The following is a 3,169-nucleotide window of genomic DNA, read 5'->3' on the forward strand; positions in this document are numbered from 1 at the left end:
CGCCAGTGCAGCAGCTCGGCGGGGATCTCCTGCAGGAACCGGCTCGGCATCGCCACCGTCACCTCGCCGAACTGCGCGCGGGTCATCGCGAGCGACAGGTACAGGCGCTTGCGGGCGCGCGTGATGCCGACGTAGAAGAGGCGCCGCTCCTCCTGCGGACCGCCCGGCTCCCCTGCCGAGATGCGGTGCGGGATGAGGTCCTCCTCGACGCCGGTGACGAACACCGCGTCGTATTCGAGGCCCTTGGCCGTGTGCAGGGTCATGAGCGACACCGAGCCCGACGCGTCTTCCAGGTCGTCGGCATCCGACACCAGCGCCACCTCCGTGAGGAAGTCGAGGATCGTTCCCTCGGGGTTGTTGCGCGCGAACTCGCGGGCCACCGCGACGAGCTCGTCGAGGTTCTCGATGCGGGCTTCGTCCTGCGCGTCCTTGCTCGCCCGCAGCGCGTCGTAGTACCCGCTCTTCGACAGCAGCAGCTGGAGCCCGTCGGCGACGGCCGTCGGGGGCGCGAGCTCTCCCGACGCCGGGAGCATGATCTCGGATGCCTCGGCCAGCACCGCGTCGAGATGTGCGATGGCCGCCTGGATCTTGGGGCCGACGCCCAGCGCCGAGGAGTTCGCGAGCGCGTCGCGGAAGGTGATCTGCTGATCGACGGCATAGCGCGAGATCGTCTCGATCGTCACGTCGCCGATGCCCCGGCGCGGCCGGTTGATGATGCGCCGCATCGCCATCTCGTCGGCAGGGTTCGCGACGGCGACGAGGTACGCCAGGGCGTCCTTGATCTCGGCGCGCTCGTAGAACTTGGTGCCGCCCATGATCTTGTAGGGCAGCGCCGAGCGGATGAAGATCTCTTCCAGCGCACGGGACTGCGAGTTGGTGCGGTAGAACACGGCGATCTGCGAGTAGTCGACGCCGTCGCGGTGGAGGGTCTCGATCTCGTCGGCCACGAACTGGGCCTCGTCGTGCTGCGAGTAGCCGGTGAAGCCGACGATCTTCTCGCCCTCGCCGACATCGGTCCACAGCCGCTTGTCTTTGCGGTCGAAGTTGTGGCTGATCACGGCGTTCGCGGCCGAGAGGATGTTCTGGGTAGAGCGGTAGTTCTGCTCGAGCAGGACGACCTTCGCGCCCGGGAAGTCCTTCTCGAACTCGCTGATGTTGCGGATGTCGGCGCCCCGGAACGCGTAGATCGACTGGTCGGAGTCGCCGACGACCGTGAGCGACGCGCCCTCGAGCTCGGGCGCGTCCGCCGCGTCGAAGATCATCATGCCTCCGGCGGCATACGGCTCGGCATCGCCGACGACAGGTCGCGTGAGCTCATGGATGAGCGCGTACTGCGCGTGGTTGGTGTCTTGGTACTCATCGACCAGCACATGCCGGAACCGCCGCCGGTACACGTCGGCCACGTGCGGGAACGCGCGGAACAGGAACACCGTCTGCGCGATGAGATCGTCGAAGTCGAAGGCGTTGGCCCGCTGCAGCTCGCGCTGGTACGCCGCGAACAGCTCGACGAACACCCGCTCGGCGGGATCGTTCATGTTCGCGGACCGGGCGTAGGACTCGGCATCCGCCAGCTCGTTCTTGAGCTTGGAGATCTTGCCCTGAGTGGCGGCGGGCGTGAGTCCGTAGGCGTCGGCCTCGTGCTCTTTCACGAGCCGCTTGATGAGGGCGCGCGAATCCCCCGAGTCGTAGATCGTGAAGGCCTTCGTGAACCCGAACTGCTCGGCCTCGCGCCGGAGGATCCGCACGCACGCCGAGTGGAACGTCGAGATCCACATGCCGCGCGCCGCGTCGCCGACCAGGTGCTCGACGCGCTCGCGCATCTCGCCCGCGGCCTTGTTGGTGAAGGTGATCGCGAGGATCTGGCTCGGCCACGCCTCGCGACCCCGCAGCAGCGACGCGATGCGCCGGGTCAGCACGCTCGTCTTGCCCGAACCGGCACCGGCGACGATGAGCAGCGCCGGGCCGCGGTAGGTGACGGCGTCGCGCTGCTGCGGGTTGAGCCCTGCGAGCAGGTCTTCGTCGGGGCGCGCGCCGGCGGCGGCGCCAACGCGCGGGCCGACGCTTCCGTCCAGGATGATGGGACGAACAGCAGCCGCGCCCGGCGCGGTGGGAGTGGCGTCGGTCATGTCCCATCAAGTGTAGGCGCGGCGCCCGACACGTGCCCCCGGCGTCAGAGCAGCCGGCGCTCCGATGCCCAGGCGGTCAGCTCGTACCTCGACGACAGCTGCAGCTTGCGCAGCACGGCCGACACGTGCGACTCGACGGTCTTCATCGAGATGAACAGCTCGGCGGCGACCTCCTTGTAGGCATAGCCGCGGGCGATGAGCCGCATCACCTCCTGCTCGCGCGCCGACAGGCGGTCGAGCTCGTCGCTCGTCGCGGCCGTCTCGCCGACGGGTGCCCCGAACGCGTCGAGCACGAAGCCCGCGAGGCGCGGCGAGAACACGGCATCCCCGTCGGCCACGGCGTGGACCGCGCGGCTCACCTCCGCGCCCGACGACCCCTTCGTGATGTAGCCGCGGGCACCCGCACGGATGACGCGCACGACGTCTTCGGCCGCATCCGACACGCTCAGCGCCAGGAAGCGCGCCGTCGGCACCACCGGCGCCGCCGCCCGGATCACCGCCTCACCCCCCGATGCCTCGGGAACCGACGCCCCGGCCCCGGACGGCAGGTGCACGTCGAGGAGCACCACGTCCGGCCGCGTCGCCTCGATGACAGTGATCGCCGCCGCGACGTCGGCAGCCTCGCCGACCACCTCGACCGACGCGTCGAGGTCGGCCCGCAGCCCGGAGCGGAAGATGGAGTGGTCGTCGACGATCACGACGCGCACCGGCGACTCAGCCACGCCGCACCTCCGCGGTCGCGGCATCCTTCACGCCCGGGTCGTTCGCGAACCGCAGGTGCACCTCGGTGCCGCCGCCGGCGCCCCGCCGGACCGTCGCCGATCCTCCGGCGCGGCGCATGCGCCCCACGATGGACTCACGGATGCCGAGCCTGTCGCCCGGCACAGCTTCGAGGTCGAACCCCGGGCCGCGGTCGCGCACGTACACGTCGACCGCCGTCGCGTTGCCCTCGATGTACACCGAGACCTCGCCGCCGGCGTGGCGCGCCGCGTTGAGCATCGCCTCGCGCGAGGCCGCCGCCACGTCGCCGCTGGCGCGCTCGG

3 protein-coding genes are annotated in these 3,169 nt (G+C 70.3%); all 3 read right to left on the reverse strand.

Going from position 1 to position 3,169, the window contains the following annotated elements; genetic code table 11:
* On the reverse strand, window positions 1-2,126 hold a 2,126-nt coding region (locus EIO58_RS15055), incomplete at its 3' end, for an ATP-dependent helicase (protein ID WP_127820201.1).
* A 44-nt stretch (window positions 2,127-2,170) separates the two neighbouring features.
* Window positions 2,171-2,872, reverse strand: coding sequence for a response regulator transcription factor (locus EIO58_RS15060; RefSeq protein ID WP_205789314.1), 702 nt, complete (start codon window positions 2,870-2,872; stop codon window positions 2,171-2,173).
* Window positions 2,841-3,169 (reverse strand): ATP-binding protein (locus tag EIO58_RS15065; RefSeq protein WP_240658910.1); only part of this gene is annotated, 329 nt, incomplete at its 5' end. The genes EIO58_RS15060 and EIO58_RS15065, both read right to left, overlap by 32 nt.

It is taken from the genome of Microbacterium sp. CPCC 204701 (assembly GCF_004010105.1).
Lineage (GTDB): Bacteria > Actinomycetota > Actinomycetes > Actinomycetales > Microbacteriaceae > Microbacterium.